General features: G+C 40.8%; 12 protein-coding genes, 1 tRNA gene, 1 rRNA gene and 1 riboswitch. Of the genes, 11 read left to right on the top strand and 3 right to left on the bottom strand.

Going from position 1 to position 16548, the window contains the following annotated elements; genetic code table 11:
* Positions 1 to 141: 141 nt before the first annotated feature.
* A complete protein-coding gene (gene argE, locus PH4a_RS07565; protein ID WP_129038971.1) occupies positions 142 to 1305 on the bottom strand; it encodes an acetylornithine deacetylase in 1164 nt (387 codons plus the stop codon).
* Positions 1306 to 1405: 100 nt separating this feature from the next.
* On the opposite strand from argE, the gene argC reads away from it, so the two are divergent.
* The 5 genes from argC (at position 1406) to oxyR (ending at position 7091) form a co-directional block, all read left to right on the top strand.
* Entirely contained in the window at positions 1406 to 2410 is a 1005-nt protein-coding gene (argC, locus tag PH4a_RS07570; protein ID WP_064718488.1) for an N-acetyl-gamma-glutamyl-phosphate reductase, read from the top strand.
* A 20-nt stretch (positions 2411 to 2430) separates the two neighbouring features.
* Positions 2431 to 3204, top strand: a complete 774-nt coding sequence (gene argB, locus PH4a_RS07575) for an acetylglutamate kinase (RefSeq protein WP_129038972.1) — start codon at positions 2431 to 2433, stop codon at positions 3202 to 3204.
* 78 nt (positions 3205 to 3282) lie between these two features.
* Entirely contained in the window at positions 3283 to 4491 is a 1209-nt protein-coding gene (locus PH4a_RS07580; RefSeq protein WP_129038974.1) for an argininosuccinate synthase, read from the top strand.
* Between the two features lie 80 nt (positions 4492 to 4571).
* Entirely contained in the window at positions 4572 to 5954 is a 1383-nt protein-coding gene (gene argH, locus PH4a_RS07585; RefSeq protein ID WP_064718491.1) for an argininosuccinate lyase, read from the top strand.
* 234 nt (positions 5955 to 6188) lie between these two features.
* The gene (oxyR, locus tag PH4a_RS07590) at positions 6189 to 7091 is read left to right on the top strand and encodes a DNA-binding transcriptional regulator OxyR (RefSeq protein ID WP_129038976.1); all 903 of its coding nucleotides are present in this window, start codon (positions 6189 to 6191) and stop codon (positions 7089 to 7091) included.
* Positions 7092 to 7097: 6 nt separating this feature from the next.
* Here oxyR and sthA read toward each other — a convergent pair whose 3' ends face one another.
* The gene (gene sthA / locus PH4a_RS07595; RefSeq protein ID WP_129038978.1) at positions 7098 to 8495 is read right to left on the bottom strand and encodes a Si-specific NAD(P)(+) transhydrogenase; all 1398 of its coding nucleotides are present in this window, start codon (positions 8493 to 8495) and stop codon (positions 7098 to 7100) included.
* A 200-nt stretch (positions 8496 to 8695) separates the two neighbouring features.
* Here sthA and fabR point away from each other — a divergent pair, with 200 nt between their 5' ends.
* Together fabR and PH4a_RS07605 are read left to right on the top strand one after the other, a co-directional pair.
* Positions 8696 to 9382, top strand: a complete 687-nt coding sequence (gene fabR, locus PH4a_RS07600; RefSeq protein ID WP_064718494.1) for an HTH-type transcriptional repressor FabR — start codon at positions 8696 to 8698, stop codon at positions 9380 to 9382.
* The gene (locus tag PH4a_RS07605) at positions 9382 to 9780 is read left to right on the top strand and encodes a YijD family membrane protein (RefSeq protein WP_064718495.1); all 399 of its coding nucleotides are present in this window, start codon (positions 9382 to 9384) and stop codon (positions 9778 to 9780) included. The genes fabR and PH4a_RS07605 overlap by 1 nt, the downstream gene beginning before the upstream one ends.
* 127 nt (positions 9781 to 9907) lie before the next feature.
* Here PH4a_RS07605 and trmA read toward each other — a convergent pair whose 3' ends face one another.
* The gene (gene trmA / locus PH4a_RS07610) at positions 9908 to 11005 is read right to left on the bottom strand and encodes a tRNA (uridine(54)-C5)-methyltransferase TrmA (RefSeq protein ID WP_129038981.1); all 1098 of its coding nucleotides are present in this window, start codon (positions 11003 to 11005) and stop codon (positions 9908 to 9910) included.
* A 112-nt stretch (positions 11006 to 11117) separates the two neighbouring features.
* A riboswitch (cobalamin riboswitch) is annotated at positions 11118 to 11340 on the top strand.
* Between the two features lie 71 nt (positions 11341 to 11411).
* Here trmA and btuB point away from each other — a divergent pair.
* The 4 genes from btuB to PH4a_RS07630 all read left to right on the top strand — a co-directional run bounded on the left by btuB (position 11412) and on the right by PH4a_RS07630 (position 16183).
* On the top strand, positions 11412 to 13268 hold the full coding sequence (gene btuB, locus PH4a_RS07615) for a TonB-dependent vitamin B12 receptor BtuB (protein WP_129038983.1): 1857 nt from the start codon (positions 11412 to 11414) through the stop codon (positions 13266 to 13268).
* Complete coding sequence (gene murI, locus PH4a_RS07620; protein ID WP_129038985.1) at positions 13213 to 14079, top strand: glutamate racemase; 867 nt, start codon at positions 13213 to 13215, stop codon at positions 14077 to 14079. The genes btuB and murI overlap by 56 nt, the downstream gene beginning before the upstream one ends.
* Before the next feature lie 401 nt (positions 14080 to 14480).
* Positions 14481 to 16023 (top strand): 16S ribosomal RNA (locus tag PH4a_RS07625).
* 84 nt (positions 16024 to 16107) lie between these two features.
* A tRNA-Glu gene (locus PH4a_RS07630) sits at positions 16108 to 16183 on the top strand.
* The last annotated feature ends 365 nt before the right edge of the window (positions 16184 to 16548 follow it).

Below are 16548 nucleotides of genomic sequence, written 5' to 3' on the forward strand. Positions count from 1 at the left end.
CTAAAACTATGCTCGTCATACTTCAAGTTGCAGGAGATTGACTACGTTCAGCTAGTCGCCTACCTGCAACTCGAATTATTTAGAGTATAAATTGAAGATAAAATAACCTTATTAACATAAATCGATAGGGTTATTTTTTTATCATTGAGCTTTTGCTGTTAAACAGAAGTTTTCAATTAATTGCCCCATTAATTCACGAGTAGGCTCGATAAATGCCATATCAATAAATTCATCGGGCTGATGTGCTTGCTCAATAGAACCAGGGCCGAGTACCAAAGTAGGGCATAAATCTTGAATAAACGGTGCTTCGGTACAGTAATTCACGGTTTGCGCTTTCTCACCTAATAGCTTTTCAATCACCGTGACCATTCTATGATCAGTTGGGCATTCATAACCTGGAATCGGCTCATGTAACGCTTCAACACTTAAACGACCCGGCCAGCGCGCTTTAACAGGGGCAAGTGTTTCATGCAGTAAATCATCCAAATCTTGCAGTGTTAATCCCGGTAATGGGCGAATATCCATATGTAATTCGCAGCAAGCACAAATTCGATTTGCAGCATCACCACCATTAATATAACCAAAATTCATGGTTGGATAAGGAATGACAAATGCTGGGTTGTTATAGCGATTTTTTAAGGTATCGCGAAGTGTACTCAAATGTGTAATAGATTCATGCATTAACTCTATCGCATTCACCCCTTTTTCTGGATCGCTAGAGTGCCCTGATTGCCCTGTAATACGTATCGCATTTGATAAATGCCCTTTATGAGCACGTATTGGCTTTAATGAGGTTGGTTCGCCAATAATGGCAAAATCTGGGCGAATTGTTGTATGCGCGGCGAAATAACGAGCTCCTGCCATTGAGGTTTCTTCATCCGCAGTCGCTAGAATATAGAGTGGATGTGCGAGTTTTTCAGTATCAATATCGCGTAACGCATCAATAATAAAGGCAAAAAAGCCTTTCATATCCGCTGTGCCTAAGCCATATAACTTGCCTGCTTTTTCGGTCAGCGTGAAAGGATCTTGTGTCCATCGCCCTTCATCAAAAGGTACGGTGTCGGTATGACCACAAAGTAATAATCCACCATTTCCCGTTCCTAATGTTGCTAAAAGGTTAAATTTACCTCTTGTTTCAGGGACTGGCTGAATTTCGATAGAAAAACCTAATGTTTCCAACCAATTAGCTAGTAAGTTTATCAGTGCTTCATTGCTTTGATCGGTTTTTGCATCAGTCGCACTGATCGATGGCGTTGCAATTAATTGACGATAAAGCTCAATAAATGTAGGTAATTTAATATTCACTGTTGACAGCCTTTCTTCATAATAGTATCAATATTCATGCACTTTTTTTGAATAAAAATACATTAATCGGTTTATGTTCATAGTACAAGGTAAGAATGACATGTTAAATACCCTGATTGTAGGAGCAAGTGGTTACACTGGCGCTGAGTTAGCGGCATATCTCCAGCGCCATCCTCATGTGAATCTGAGCAGACTTACGGTTTCAGCACAGAGCGCGGATGCTGGTAAATGTTTTTCTCAACTTTATCCCCAGTACAGAGGTTTAGTTGATTTACCTTTAGAGCCAATGGTGGATGTTGCAAAGGCTGCCGAAGGTATTGATATCGTTTTTTTAGCCACAGCACATGAAGTTAGCCATGACATCGCACCTATTTTCTTAGCACAAGGTTGCGTGGTGTTTGATTTGTCTGGTGCCTACAGAGTACAAAATAAGCATTTTTATCAACAATACTATGGATTTGAGCATAAGAATACTGATTGGTTATCTCAGGCAGTTTATGGATTAGCTGAATGGAATGCTGACATTATCAGCCAAGCTCAATTAATTGCGGTACCAGGATGTTATCCAACAGTTTCTCAGCTTTCACTTAAACCGTTAATTGAAGCAGGATTATTAGATACCGCACAGTGGCCAGTGATTAATGCTACCAGTGGTGTGAGTGGCGCGGGCAGAAAAGCGTCATTAACCAGTAGTTTCTGTGAAGTGAGTTTACAACCTTATGGCGTGTTTACACATCGTCATCAACCTGAAATTGCGACTCATCTTGGTATTGATGTCATTTTTACACCGCATTTAGGTAATTTTGCCCGAGGCATTTTGGCAACGATTACCTGTAAGTTAAAAGCGGGTGTAACAGAAGATGATGTTAGACAAGCTTTTGAAGAAGCTTATTTAGATAAACCACTAGTACGTGTTTATGAATCGGGGTTTCCAGCATTAAAAGCCGTTGTAGGCACGGCTTTTTGCGATATTGGTTTTGCTCAACAAGGTGAACATCTGATAGTGGTTGGTGTTGAAGATAATTTGTTGAAAGGTGCGGCAGCTCAAGCTGTTCAATGTATGAATATTCGGTTTGGTTTCGCTGAAACCGAATCACTTATTTAAATAATGAGTAGGAACGTTTCATGGAACCATTAATTGTCAAACTGGGTGGTGTGTTACTTGATAGTGAAGAAGCTCTAACGCGTTTTTTCGGTGCATTACAACAATATCGTTCAACTCATTCTCGACCTTTAGTCATTGTTCATGGCGGTGGTTGTTTAGTCGATGATTTGATGAATAAGTTGCAGTTACCCGTAGTGAAAAAACAAGGGTTACGGGTTACTCCTGCTGATCAAATAGACATTATCACTGGGGCTTTAGCAGGAAGTGCAAATAAAACCTTGCTGTCATGGGCAACGCGGTTTGGTCTTAATGGTGTGGGACTTTCGTTGGGTGATGGTCAATCAGCAACGGTTACCCAAATAAATGAAGAATTAGGACATGTAGGGTGTGCAAAACCAGGTTCTCCTGAGTTGCTGACCTTATTACTCAATGCAGGGTATCTGCCAATTATCAGCTCTATTGGTATGACTGAACAAGGTGAGTTGATGAATGTAAATGCCGACCAAGCGGCAACAGCAATTGCACAAACATTAGGTGCTGATTTGGTTTTATTGTCTGATGTGAGCGGGATTTTAGATGGTAAAGGACAAAAAATTGCTGATATCTCTGCGCAGAAAGCACAAGCATTAATCGACCAAGGCATTATCACCGACGGTATGATTGTAAAAGTGAATGCGGCACTAGAGGCAGCGAAAACACTGGGTAGACCTGTTGATATTGCAAGTTGGCGTCACGCTGAAAAATTAACAGCGCTGTTTAATGGTATTGCCGTAGGCACACGCATTTTAGCTTAATCATTATTACGTTAATCACTTATCAATATATTGATAGTTGGCAGAATTAAAACAAATCGAGAATTGAAGGTTATCACTATGACTAAAGGTATTAAAAAAATTGTATTGGCATACTCTGGCGGGCTTGATACTTCGGCTATTATTCCTTGGCTAAAAGAGCACTATGATAACTGTGAAGTTGTCGCTTTTGTTGCTGATGTCGGGCAAAGCCGAGATGATTTAGAAGGCGTAGAGCAAAAAGCGCTGAATTCTGGTGCGAGTGAGTGTCATGTTATCGATTTACGTGAAGAATTTATCAAAGATTACGTTTATCCCGTTTTAAAAACAGGTGCGTTATATGAAGGTAGCTATTTATTAGGTACGTCAATGGCTCGCCCTGTTATTGCAAAGGCTCAAGTTGAACTTGCTTTAAAATTAGGCGCTGATGCTGTAGCTCATGGGGCGACAGGTAAAGGTAATGATCAGGTTCGTTTTGAAAGTACTTATGCCGCTTTAGCGCCACAATTAAAAGTGGTTGCACCTTGGAGAGAGTGGGATTTACGTTCTCGTGAAGCACTACTGGATTATTTAAAAGTACGTAATATCCCAACGACGGCAACACTAGAAAAAATTTATAGTCGTGATGAAAACGCATGGCATATATCTACCGAAGGTGGTGTATTAGAAAGTCCTTGGAATGCGTCAAACGAAGATTGTTGGGCATGGACAGTTGATCCTAAAAAAGCACCTGATGTACCAGAATTAGTTACTGTGACAGTAAAAGCAGGGGAAGTAATTGCTGTTAATGGTAAAGCACAATCTCCTTTTGAGTGCTTAGATACATTGAATGCGTTGGGTGTAAAACACGGTATTGGACGTATTGATATTGTTGAAAACCGTTTAGTGGGAATGAAATCTCGTGGTTGTTATGAAACTCCGGGGGGCACCATTATGATGGCGGCACTTCGTGGTGTTGAGCAGTTAGTGCTTGATAGAGATGCATTTAAATGGCGTCAGCAGTTAGGTTTAGAGATGTCTTATGTCGCTTATGATGGCCGTTGGTTTACACCAATTCGCGCATCACTTCAGGCTGCAGCAGAATCTTTGGCTCATGATGTTAATGGTGAAGTAGTGTTAGAACTTTACAAAGGCCATGTAAATGCAATTCAGAAAAAATCAGAAAATAGTTTATATTCTGAAGAGTTTGCAACATTTGGTGAAGATGAAGTTTACGACCATAGCCATGCTGAAGGGTTTATCCGTTTATATTCACTGCCATCACGTATTCGGGCATTAAGTAAAAAATAAGGTCAATTTATAGAGTGATGCTGTTTAGGGTGTCACTCTACACTCTTTTTTATCATATAGAATAAATACAGGAATCGATTATGGCACTCTGGGGCGGACGTTTTAGTCAGGAAGCTGATCAACGGTTTAAACAATTCAATGATTCACTGCGGTTTGATTTCCGATTAGCGCAACAGGATATTTTTGGCTCTGTAGCATGGTCTAAAGCGTTGGTTACCGTGGGTGTATTATCACAAGACGAACAAGCACAGCTTGAACAAGCGTTAAATGAATTATCTGAAGAAGTTATTGCTAATCCACAATCTATTTTACAAAGCGATGCTGAAGATATTCATAGTTGGGTTGAAAGTAAACTTATTGCCAAAGTAGGTGATTTAGGTAAAAAACTGCATACAGGGCGTAGCCGTAACGATCAGGTTGCAACAGATTTAAAGCTCTGGTGCAAACAAGAAGTCGCATATCTTCGTGAGGCGATAGTTGAATTACAAAAAGCATTAGTTATCACCGCAGAAAAAAATCAAGATGCTGTAATGCCGGGTTATACACATTTACAACGCGCTCAGCCAGTGACTTTTGCGCATTGGTGTTTAGCCTATAATGAAATGCTGGCCAGAGACGAAAGTCGTTTAGCTGACGCATTTAAGCGTTTAGATGTGAGCCCACTTGGTTGTGGTGCATTAGCCGGTACTGCCTATGATATTGACCGTGAGCAACTTGCCGATTGGCTAGGTTTTGCCAGTGCAACCAATAATAGCTTAGATAGTGTCTCTGATAGAGACCATGTATTAGAGATCTTATCAGCCGCCGCAATTGGTATGGTGCATTTATCGCGTTTTGCGGAAGATTTAATTTTCTTTAATAGTGGTGAAGCGGGTTTTATTGAGCTTTCAGATAAAGTGACTTCTGGCTCTTCGTTAATGCCACAAAAGAAAAATCCTGATGCATTAGAATTAATTCGTGGCAAATGTGGGCGTGTCCAAGGCGCATTAACTGGCATGATGATGACTTTAAAGGGATTACCTCTTGCTTATAATAAAGATATGCAAGAAGACAAAGAAGGTTTATTTGATGCCGTTGATAGTTGGGCAGATTGCTTACATATGGCAACATTAGTGCTTGATGGTATTCAAATTCGTCGCCCTCGTTGTGAAGAGGCAGCAAAACAAGGTTATGCTAATGCAACAGAGCTTGCGGATTATTTAGTTGCTAAAGGTGTACCATTTCGTGAGGCTCACCATATTGTCGGTGAAGCAGTAGTGAGTGCTATTGAACAAGGTAAAGCCCTTGAAGAGTTAGCATTATCTGAACTGCAAATGTTTAGTGAAAAAATTGCTATCGATGTTTACGATATTCTATCGCTCCAATCTTGTTTAGATAAACGACTGGCAAAAGGTGGCGTATCTCAAAAACAAGTGACTTATGCGTTAGCAATGGCTAAAGAACGTTTAAGTATGGATAAGTAGCTTCTTATGCTTTTCTTATAATAGGATATTGTCTTTACCGAAGAGCAGGGTGTATACACCCTGTTTTTTTATACGAGATTGCCGATATTAATAAATGTGATTAATTTAGCCGTTCTTATTAATTAAGAATAAAGATAAAAATAAGTGCTAAATAACGCTCAATTGATAGAAAAATTTATCAGTTGTTATATTATCTATAGATATTAACTATCAGCAATAACTGTGGGATCTGCAATGAATATCCGAGATTTGGAATATCTGGTAGCTCTAGCTGAGCATAAACATTTTCGTCGTGCGGCAGACTCTTGCCATGTAAGCCAACCCACGTTGAGTGGACAAATTCGTAAGCTTGAAGATGAGCTGGGTGTGATGTTACTTGAAAGAACAAGCCGTAAGGTGTTGTTTACTCAACAAGGTTTATTGCTGGTGGATCAAGCTAAAACAGTTCTGCGTGAAGTGAAAGTGTTACAAGAAATGGCTTCATTACAGGGCGAAAGTATGTCAGGACCTTTGCATATTGGGCTTATTCCTACCGTTGGGCCTTATTTATTGCCTCATATTATTCCTCAATTACACCAAAGCTATCCTAAGTTGGAGATGTATCTCCATGAAGCACAAACACAGCATTTATTAGCACAGTTAGATAGTGGAAAACTCGATTGTGCTATTTTAGCGATGGTAAAAGAGAGTGCACCTTTTATTGAAGTGCCGTTATTTGAAGAGCCAATGAAGTTGGCTATTTATGAAGGACATCCTTGGCATGATCGTCACTCAGTTCCAATGGGTGATCTTGCGGGTCAGCGTTTACTGATGCTAGAAGATGGTCACTGTTTACGTGATCAAGCTTTGGGCTTTTGTTTTCAAGCAGGTGCCAAAGAAGATACCCATTTCAGAGCAACGAGTTTAGAAACGTTACGTAATATGGTTGCAGCAGGTAGCGGAATTACATTATTACCAGATTTAGCGGTACCTTCAGAGCAAAAACGAGATGGTGTTTGTTATTTAGATTGCACAGACCCATTGCCATCACGTTCTATTATTTTGGTTTATCGTCCCGGATCGCCTTTGCGTAATCGCTATGAACAATTAGCTGAGACAATCCGAGAACATATGACTGCGTACTATGCGTCTAAATAAGGCACATTAAAATAAGCGATTTAAACCATTTAATGCCGCAACACGATAAGCTTCGGCCATTGTTGGATAGTTGAAGGTAGTATTAACGAAGTATTCGATAGTATTGCCTTCACCTTTTTGTTCCATAATGGCTTGCCCAATATGAATAATCTCAGCTGCACGCTCACCAAAACAGTGAATACCTAAAATCTGCTTTGTTTCTCGATGAAAGAGAATTTTTAAACTTCCGACATTCATCCCCGCAATTTGAGCTCGTGCTAGATGTTTAAATTGAGAACGACCAACCTCATACGGAATTTTCATTGCCGTAAGTTGTTGCTCAGTTTTTCCAACAGAACTAATTTCAGGTATGGTATAAATACCTGTTGGAATATCTTCAATCAGGTGTGTCTCTGTTTTTCCAGTGGTAATGGCTTGTGCTGCAATACGACCTTGATCGTATGCTGCGGACGCTAAACTTGGATAGCCAATCACATCGCCCACAGCGTAGATATGCTCACAGCTAGTTTGATAATGAGTGTTGATAGAAACTAATCCACGGCTATCTGTTTTAATTCCTACATTTTCTAAGCCAAGGGTATCTGTATTACCTGTTCGGCCATTCGCATAAAGTAAGCAATCTGCTTTTACTTTTTTACCTGATTTAAGGTGAACAATAACACCATTTTCAACACCTTCAATGGTTTCATACTCTTCGTTGTGGCGAATAACAATGCCGTTATTCCAAAAGTGGTATGAAAGCGCATCTGACATTTCCTGATCAAGAAAAGATAACAAATGGTCACGAGTATTGATTAAATCGACTTTTACTCTCAGTCCTCTAAATATAGAAGCGTACTCACAGCCAATTACACCTGCACCATAAATAATGACATGACGAGGTTCATGTTCAAGATCGAGTATGGTGTCACTGTTATAAATACGAGAGTGAGAGAAATCCACATCAGGTGGACAGTAAGGGCGAGAACCTGTTGCAATAATAAAGTTGTCTGCTGAAAGAATATCACAAGTCCCATCAGGGTAACGGACACTGACTCTATGCTCGTCAATAAACGCGGCTTCGCCAGAATACATGGTACAACTATTGCGCTCATAAAAACCTTGGCGCATTTTAGTTTGTTGGCGGATCACTGTACTAGCTTGGCTGAGTATTTGAGAGAAAGAGGAGTTAATAAGATGAGATTGGTCACTATAAAGTGGATTTTGATTAAATTCGATAATCCGGCTAACAGCATGACGTAACGCTTTTGATGGGATAGTTCCCCAGTGGGTACAACCACCACCGACTTTATTGTAGCGTTCGATAACAGCGACGCGTTTTCCTTGTTTCACAAGTCCCATGGCCGCGCCTTCACCGCCAGGACCTGAACCGATTACAATTGCATCGAAATGAGAATGTTGCATAGGAAGAGACCTGTTTTATACAAACCGACAACGACATATTAACATTAGAATGATTAATAGCCCAATTGACATTAAGGGCATTAGTCACAGTTTATTTAAGTTTTTATGAGAATGTGTCTTTTGGGATGATTGGACGCACTGATTTTTTTACAAAGTTTGATATATTGATAATAAACCAAATTAGGATTATCAGGATTTCTGTGAGTAATAATATTGGCATCAGAGCTAAACAAAAAGAAAAGACCCGTCGTTCTTTAATCGAAGCTGCATTTAGTCAACTGAGTGCAGAGCGTAGTTTCACTAGTCTAAGTTTACGAGAAGTTGCTAGGGAAGCGGGTATTGCGCCAACTTCATTCTATCGTCATTTCAAAGACGTTGATGAATTAGGCCTTACAATGGTCGATGAAAGTGGACTGATGCTACGCCAATTAATGCGACAAGCACGGCAGCGTATTGCTAAAGGTGGCAGTGTTATCAGAACATCAGTTGCGACTTTTATGGAATTTATTGGTAATAACCCTAATGCGTTTCGATTATTGTTGCGCGAGCGTTCAGGAACTTCTGCTGAATTTCGTGCCGCTGTCGCACGAGAGATCCAACATTTTATTGCAGAACTGGCAGACTATCTTGAACAAGAAAGTAGCATGCCTCGTTACTTCACAGAAATGCAGTCTGAAGCAATGGTCACTATTGTATTTAGTGCAGGCGCAGAAGCACTAGATATTGATATTGAAAAACGTCAAAAATTAGAAGAAAGATTAGTATTACAACTGCGTATGATTGCCAAAGGCGCTTATTATTGGTATCGACGCGACCAAGAAACGGAAACACCCTTACAAAATAACCCCGATACAAAGAAAAAAACGCATCTGAAAGGAGACAAATGATGGAACAAAATCGCTGTGAAAAAAGCACGCTATTACTTGCCGCAGTCATTGGTGTCGCTTTACATGGTACTTATTCGACTTTATTTAACTCGCTGGTTGAATGGTCAATTTTTCCAATATTAAGCTTAGTGTTAGCAGTTTATTGTTTGCACCAACGTTATTTACATCAGCCAATGACTGATGGAATGCCAAAACTGATATTCTCATTCTTTTTACTGGGATTCTTTGGTTACAACGCTTATATAAGAATGGGTAATCCTGAAATGGGATCGAACTTCTTCTCTTCTGTGGCTATTGTTGTGGTGGCATTGTGGATTTATCGTCAAGTCAAACAACGCCAGCGCTTACGAGTGCAAGCTGAAGAAGCTGAAAGAGCTTCACAGGCCGAGCAGTACTAGTCTGTACTTAGCTCTTTGTTATAAATAAACACAGCGAAATTTTGACACCAGCAAGTTATCTTGCTGGTGTTTTTGTTTAAATCGATATTATAAGAGGATCTTTTACTATAACTGGCAAAATAAGCAGTTATCTTTTCTCTAATAGAACACCACATTCCATATGATGGGTATATGGAAACTGATCAAATAACGCTAATTTACTGATTTTATGTGTTTTAATCAGTGTTTCTAAATTTTGACAAAGTGTTTCTGGGTTACAAGAAATATATAAAATACTCGGGTAATTTTTAACCAACTCAACAGTTTTCTCATCTAAACCACTGCGAGGTGGATCAACGAAAATGGTTTCACACTGATAATCTGTTAAATCAATACCTTCTAACCGTCTAAATTGGCGTACGCCATTCATTGCTTGAGTAAAATCTTCTGCAGACATACGAATAATTTTTACATTATCGATATGGTTCATTGCAATATTGTATTGAGCTGCATTAACAGATGGCTTTGCAATTTCTGTCGCTAATACACGATCAAAATTGCGAGCAAGGGCTAATGAAAAATTACCGTTACCACAATAAAGTTCGAGTAAGTCGCCGTTTGCGCCTTCTGTCACGCTTAATGCCCATTCCAACATTTTAATATTGACCTGTGCATTAGGCTGCGTGAAACTATTTTCTACTTGGCGATAAATCATCTCTTTGCCAGCAACTGGCAGAACTTCATCAATAAAATCATTATCAAGCATTATCTTAGTTTTAGAAGCTCGGCCAATTAATTGCACATCAAAACCTTGTGAAATTAATACTTGGCGTAATTCACTTGCCGCTTGTTGCCAACTCTGATCAAGTTTTTTGTGATATAGCATCGAGACAATAATTTTATTACTCAAGGTAGAAAGATAATCAATTTGAAATAATTTATGTCTGAGGAGTGGCTTATCTGCTATTTCTGCTAATAACGCGACCATCATTTGATTAATAAGCTGACTTGCAACAGGAAATTGATCAACACGAATACGCTGCTTTGTCTCTTGATCAAACATAATATGATAAAGAGAATCTTGTTCATGCCAAATACGGAATTCAGCACGCATGCGATAATGCTGTTCTGGTGATGAAAAAACTTCAGGTTCTGGCGCATTAAATGACGCCATCATCGTTTTTAATCGTTGTGTTTTTTCATTCAGTTGAGACTGATAAGTTTCCGTTGGTAATAAATTCTGCATGATAATCAGGCCTTGTTTTTGGCAGTAATAAAGTTAAGCGAGCGAAATTGTAGAGATCCTCATGGAGATGTCCAGTTTTCTTCATGTTCAATTTCTGGACTCAACAGATTTGAAATCGTAGCATGTTAGCTGGTCTCCTTATAGGAGTGAAAAGGGAATCTGGTGCAAAGCCAGAACTGACGCGCAGCGGTAATAGGTTTAAGTAATAAAAGACACTGCATGTATGCACTTATTTCTTATATAGGTAATAAGTGATGTGGGAAGTCATTGCCTAAAATAGATAACAAATCTATTTAGCCTACAGTCCGAATACCTGCCAAAGACTTGTCGCATCTTAAATTAAGTACGCGCATTACTTAATTTTTGCGGCATCCTGCTACTTATCTTCTGTTGGATGCAGATTTTCATGAATAATAAAAAAGTGTGGTTTATTTCAAGTGTTGCTTTAGCGGTAATGGCGAGTAGTTCAAATGTATTGGCTGATGATAAAGAGAAACTCAGTGTTACAGCAAATCGGTTTCAAGAACCCGCTTCTTCTATTTTAGCGCCTATGACAGTGGTTGAGCGTGAGCAAATTGAACGTTGGCAAAGTAATAGTGTACTTGATGTTTTACGAAGAATGCCTGGTATTGATGTCTATCAAAATGGTGGAGTAGGGCAGTTGAGTGCTGTATTTGTACGGGGTAGTGAATCTCGACATGTCCTTATTTTAGTTGATGGTGTGCGTTTAAATCAGGCTAATATCTCAGGAAGTTCTGATATCAGTCAAATACCACTTTCTCTTGTTCAGCGAATTGAATATATAAGAGGGCCTCGTTCTTCTGTTTATGGTTCTGATGCCATTGGTGGGGTAATTAATATTCTTACAGAAAGAGAAAACGAAGGTGGCACACTTAATGCCACAATAGGTTCTCATGGTTATCAAGAATATGATGGTTCGGTCAAACACAAAGTTGGTGACAAAACGACATTAACAGCAGCAGGTAGTTATCTTTATACCAAAGGCTATGATGTAGAAGCGAATGGTAATACAGGAGGGCATCCTCAACCTGATCGTGATGGCTTTATGAATAAATCGCTGTGGTTAGGTGTTAATCACGATATAAATGATAATGTTTCTTTATTTGCACGGGCTTATGGTTTTGATAATCGTACTGCTTACGATGCTTATTATGATAGCTATAATGATACAACGGTAGACACTCGCCAGCTTTTTAGTCGCACTTATGATGGTGGTGTGAAGTTTAACCATGAAAACTACTCTTCTTATTTAAATACTAGTTATAACTACACCAAAGATTATGATTACGATCCGCGTTATGGTCGTTATGGTAAAGGAAGCCGCTTTACCAACTCAGAACAATATAATGTGCAATGGGGTAATCATCTTTTATTAGGTAACGGCAGTGTGGGTGGGGGGATGGATTGGCAACGTCAATCTATTAAAGCGGGCTCTAGTGGATTCCCTAATAAAGAACACTTTGACAATACGGGAGTGTATCTTACGGGGCAGCAGAAATTAGGCGATGTTATTGCAGAAGCGTCACTTCGTTCTGATAAACATTCAGAATATGGTTGGCATACAACATGGCAAACTAATTTAGGTTGGGAGTTTGTTGATGGCTATCGCTTAATTGGAGGTTATGGTACGGCATTTAAAGCACCGACATTGAGCCAGCTTTATAGTGAGTGGGGAAGTAATCCAGACCTACAACCAGAAGAGAGCAAACAATGGGAGGGGGGCTTTGAAGGATTAACGGGACCTTTATCATGGCGATTAACAGCATATCGTAATGATATAGATTCATTGATCCAATCAGAATCTAATTATCCTTATCGTAATTACAATGTCGGAAAGGCATTGATTAAAGGGATTGAATTAACTGGGGAAATGGATACTTGGATTTTCCATCACAGCTTTAACCTACAATATATAGATGCAAGAAATAAAGAAACTCATCAACGATTAGATCGTCGTGCTCGTCAGCAAGCCAAATATCAATTGGATTGGAGTGTTGAACAGTTAGATATGGGTATAACATATCAATATATTGGCCAACGTACTGACAAAGACTACAGCACTTATCAAGCAGTTTCTTTAGGTGGTGTCAGTATTTGGGATTTAACTGCGTCATATCCTATTACATCTCAATTCTCAATTCGTGGTAGAATAGCCAACCTGTTTGATAAAGATTATGAGACAGCTTATGGCTATCGCACGCCAGGACGAGAATACTTCCTCACTGGAAGCTACAACTTCTGATGCATTACTTACCGCTAACCCAACTGTATTAGTTTTTGATTCAGGGGTTGGCGGTTTATCCGTTTATCGTGAGATCCGTGAAAAATTACCGGAGGCTCACTATATCTATGTTTTCGATAACGAAGCGTTTCCTTATGGTGAAAAACCAGAAACGTTCATTATTGAACGTGTCGTTCATATAATAAGTGCAGTTGCTCTACAGCATGACCTTGCTGCTATTGTTATTGCTTGTAATACCGCAAGTACAGTCAGCCTTCCTGCTTTACGAGCTAAATTTACGGATATTCCAATTATAGGTGTTGTTCCCGCTATTAAGCCTGCGGCGAAATTAACATGTAATGGTGTTGTCGGATTACTTGCCACCAGAGCAACAGTAAAACGACCTTATACTCACGAACTTATTGAGCGTTTTGCCACAGATTGTAAAGTTCATTCTTTAGGCTCTGCTGAGCTGGTGGAGTTAGCTGAAAAGAAACTTCATGGCGAAAATGTCTCTTTAGAAGAATTACGCAAAATATTAACGCCTTGGCTAAAAATGAAAGAGCCACCAGATACTGTTGTATTAGGTTGTACTCATTTTCCTTTACTCGCTGATGAATTACTTGCTGTATTACCGGATGGAACACGAATTATTGATTCTGGCGCCGCAATTGCACGAAGAACTGCGTGGTTGGTCGTAAATCAAGCAAAAATAAAAGGTTCAAGCGAAATTAGTTTCGCCTATTGTCTAAAAGAAGATGAGAATAGCGAATTACTAAAACCTGTTTTAGCGAATTTTGGCTTTAAATCACTCAGGAAATTGGTGCTTTAAGTGCAATTTGATGGAAAAAACAACGGTCGGTAAAAAAACTCAAAAAAAGTGTTGCCAGCCTCAGAAAACTCCCTATAATGCGCCCTCGTTGTCACGGCAAACCACGCTAAGTGAGTTAGCCAAGAGAACAAAAAATAAAGTGAAAAGCCTTATGAAATAACGCTTGACACTGAATGAGGAAGATGTAGAATGCACCTCCTCGCAACAACGCAGAAGACCGGAAACGGCAGCGAATGTTGCACTGCTCTTTAACAAATTATCAGACAATCTGTGTGGGCACTCACAGAGACAATATCTTCTAAAATATTTAGATGTATATAAGTCTTAAAGAGTGTTTACAAAAGTAAAATTCATTTATGAATGAAGCTAAGTATTCGATTTCTTTGAGCATCAAACACTTTTAATTGAAGAGTTTGATCATGGCTCAGATTGAACGCTGGCGGCAGGCCTAACACATGCAAGTCGAGCGGTAACAGAGGAAAGCTTGCTTTCTTGCTGACGAGCGGCGGACGGGTGAGTAATGTATGGGGATCTGCCCGATAGAGGGGGATAACTACTGGAAACGGTAGCTAATACCGCATGACGTCTACGGACCAAAGCAGGGGCTCTTCGGACCTTGCGCTATCGGATGAACCCATATGGGATTAGCTAGTAGGTGAGGTAATGGCTCACCTAGGCGACGATCTCTAGCTGGTCTGAGAGGATGATCAGCCACACTGGGACTGAGACACGGCCCAGACTCCTACGGGAGGCAGCAGTGGGGAATATTGCACAATGGGCGCAAGCCTGATGCAGCCATGCCGCGTGTATGAAGAAGGCCTTAGGGTTGTAAAGTACTTTCAGCGGGGAGGAAGGTGTTAAGATTAATACTCTTAGCAATTGACGTTACCCGCAGAAGAAGCACCGGCTAACTCCGTGCCAGCAGCCGCGGTAATACGGAGGGTGCAAGCGTTAATCGGAATTACTGGGCGTAAAGCGCACGCAGGCGGTCAATTAAGTCAGATGTGAAAGCCCCGAGCTTAACTTGGGAATTGCATCTGAAACTGGTTGGCTAGAGTCTTGTAGAGGGGGGTAGAATTCCACGTGTAGCGGTGAAATGCGTAGAGATGTGGAGGAATACCGGTGGCGAAGGCGGCCCCCTGGACAAAGACTGACGCTCAGGTGCGAAAGCGTGGGGAGCAAACAGGATTAGATACCCTGGTAGTCCACGCTGTAAACGATGTCGATTTGGAGGTTGTGCCCTTGAGGCGTGGCTTCCGGAGCTAACGCGTTAAATCGACCGCCTGGGGAGTACGGCCGCAAGGTTAAAACTCAAATGAATTGACGGGGGCCCGCACAAGCGGTGGAGCATGTGGTTTAATTCGATGCAACGCGAAGAACCTTACCTACTCTTGACATCCAGAGAATCCTTTAGAGATAGAGGAGTGCCTTCGGGAACTCTGAGACAGGTGCTGCATGGCTGTCGTCAGCTCGTGTTGTGAAATGTTGGGTTAAGTCCCGCAACGAGCGCAACCCTTATCCTTTGTTGCCAGCGCGTAATGGCGGGAACTCAAAGGAGACTGCCGGTGATAAACCGGAGGAAGGTGGGGATGACGTCAAGTCATCATGGCCCTTACGAGTAGGGCTACACACGTGCTACAATGGCAGATACAAAGAGAAGCGACCTCGCGAGAGCAAGCGGAACTCATAAAGTCTGTCGTAGTCCGGATTGGAGTCTGCAACTCGACTCCATGAAGTCGGAATCGCTAGTAATCGTAGATCAGAATGCTACGGTGAATACGTTCCCGGGCCTTGTACACACCGCCCGTCACACCATGGGAGTGGGTTGCAAAAGAAGTAGGTAGCTTAACCTTCGGGAGGGCGCTTACCACTTTGTGATTCATGACTGGGGTGAAGTCGTAACAAGGTAACCGTAGGGGAACCTGCGGTTGGATCACCTCCTTACCTAAGAGATACGTGTTATGTGTAGTGCTCACACAGATTGTCTGATGAAGAACGAGCAAAAGCGCGTCTGCGAAGCTGACAAGAGTCCCCTTCGTCTAGAGGCCTAGGACACCGCCCTTTCACGGCGGTAACAGGGGTTCGAATCCCCTAGGGGACGCCAATGCGCGGTATGAGTGAAAGGCGTACCACACTATGTCTGATGAAAATCAGAAAATAGTTAAAATAATTTAAGTAAGTTATTTTAACTATTTATGCTCTTTAACAATCTGGAACAAGCTGAAAAATTGAAAACAAATCAATATATCACCGAGGTATATTGATGAGTCTCTCAAAATCTCAGACCTTGAATTTGTGATACTCCAAGGCGAGTGTCATGAGCGAGCAATAGCAATTCTAGGCGGACAGCGCGCAGTAAGCGCAGCATACATAAGTATGTGAGCATTACGAGCACTGCCCAACAATGAATTGATACTTGTGTAGCCATGACCTTTAAAGTCGTCTTCGAGAGAAACACCTTCGGGTTGT

It is taken from the genome of Proteus hauseri, from assembly GCF_004116975.1.
Classification (GTDB): Bacteria; Pseudomonadota; Gammaproteobacteria; order Enterobacterales; family Enterobacteriaceae; genus Proteus; species Proteus hauseri.

Coding starts and splice junctions, on each gene's coding strand:
- argC (WP_064718488.1), top strand. CDS start 1,406: ATGTTAAATACCCTGATTGTAGGAGCAAGTGGTTACACTGGCGCTGAG.
- argB (WP_129038972.1), top strand. CDS start 2,431: ATGGAACCATTAATTGTCAAACTGGGTGGTGTGTTACTTGATAGTGAA.
- PH4a_RS07580 (WP_129038974.1), top strand. CDS start 3,283: ATGACTAAAGGTATTAAAAAAATTGTATTGGCATACTCTGGCGGGCTT.
- argH (WP_064718491.1), top strand. CDS start 4,572: ATGGCACTCTGGGGCGGACGTTTTAGTCAGGAAGCTGATCAACGGTTT.
- oxyR (WP_129038976.1), top strand. CDS start 6,189: ATGAATATCCGAGATTTGGAATATCTGGTAGCTCTAGCTGAGCATAAA.
- sthA (WP_129038978.1), bottom strand. CDS start 8,495: ATGCAACATTCTCATTTCGATGCAATTGTAATCGGTTCAGGTCCTGGC.
- PH4a_RS07605 (WP_064718495.1), top strand. CDS start 9,382: ATGGAACAAAATCGCTGTGAAAAAAGCACGCTATTACTTGCCGCAGTC.
- trmA (WP_129038981.1), bottom strand. CDS start 11,005: ATGCAGAATTTATTACCAACGGAAACTTATCAGTCTCAACTGAATGAA.
- btuB (WP_129038983.1), top strand. CDS start 11,412: ATGAATAATAAAAAAGTGTGGTTTATTTCAAGTGTTGCTTTAGCGGTA.
- murI (WP_129038985.1), top strand. CDS start 13,213: ATGGCTATCGCACGCCAGGACGAGAATACTTCCTCACTGGAAGCTACA.